This is a genomic window from Catenulispora pinisilvae, assembly GCF_015356865.1.
Taxonomy (GTDB): domain Bacteria; phylum Actinomycetota; class Actinomycetes; order Streptomycetales; family Catenulisporaceae; genus Catenulispora; species Catenulispora pinisilvae.
Window position 1 is genome coordinate 1 of sequence record NZ_JAAFZA010000524.1, and the last position, 1,019, is coordinate 1,019.

1 protein-coding gene is annotated in these 1,019 nt (G+C 65.3%); it reads left to right on the plus strand.

Annotated features, from left to right (window positions below; genetic code table 11):
- On the plus strand, positions 1 to 349 hold a 349-nt coding region (locus IZR01_RS51930), incomplete at its 5' end, for a hypothetical protein (RefSeq protein WP_228561470.1).
- Positions 350 to 1,019: the final 670 nt, after the last annotated feature.

Here is a 1,019-nt window from a genome sequence, read left to right on the forward strand (position 1 = left end):
GTTCCGGGGTGGGGCGTTTTCGAGCCGGGTTGCGGTTGGGCTGTGGATTTCAAAGCTTTTTACGGCCTTCGGTTATGGTTGTGCCGGTTCGGGGTTCGGGTCGGCGGGTGTGTTTGTCGGCTGCCGGTTTAGGCGTTCACAAGCCCGCCGCACCTCAGGCCTCTTCAACTCCGGCAAGTCGGAACAAGAGCAGATCAACAGCCAGATCAAGATCAAGAGCCCAAGCAAGGTCAAGGTCAAGAGCCCTGGTGAAGGGCCGGCGCCTCCGGCGGGGGCTCTCGGCTCCCTCGGGGAACTGGCGCGGTTCCATAGGGTGGCCGGGTCAGGGCCCTGCGGCGGCGGTTTGTGAGGTGGTGCGGTCCGTTCCCCTCGATCGCGTCGTCAGCCCCAAGGGGTACAGCACCGGTGTCCGGGAGTAAAGTCCGCGCGGTTGCGGTCGGGGCTGCAAGCTGCGGTTTGTATAGCGCGAACTTGACTCCCGGCCACCGGCACTGTAGGCAAAGCCCTGCCGACGCGACCGAGGGGAACGAACCGAAAACCGACCGGAGGAATAGCAATCGAAGGGCCCGTAGACGCCGGTTAGTTAGTGCGGCTGCCGGTGAGGCCCTGGCGACGGACCGGTGGTCAGCTGGTCGGCGACACGGCCGCCTTCTGATGGGCTGTCTTGGTACACCCGTAATCCCGATGGTATCGGTTGTGGTCGCCGGGTCGATCCGGCGCCCGCCAACCCGGAAGCGCATCCTCGGCGCCGGTGCGTTGGCCAGCATCTGGACCGGCGGCCGACCTTGCCGAGTCGCCGGTACCGCACCACCAGTTTTGTACTTCTCCGGTCGGTTTTCGGTTCGTTCCCCTCGGTCGCGTCGGCAGGGCTTCGCCTACAGTGCCGGTGGCTGGGAGTCAAGTTCGCGCTATACAAACCGCAGCTTGCAGGCTCGACCGCAACGGCGCGGACTTTACTCCCGGACACCGGTGCTGTACCCCTTGGGGCTGACGACGCGACCGTGGGGAACGAACCGCAC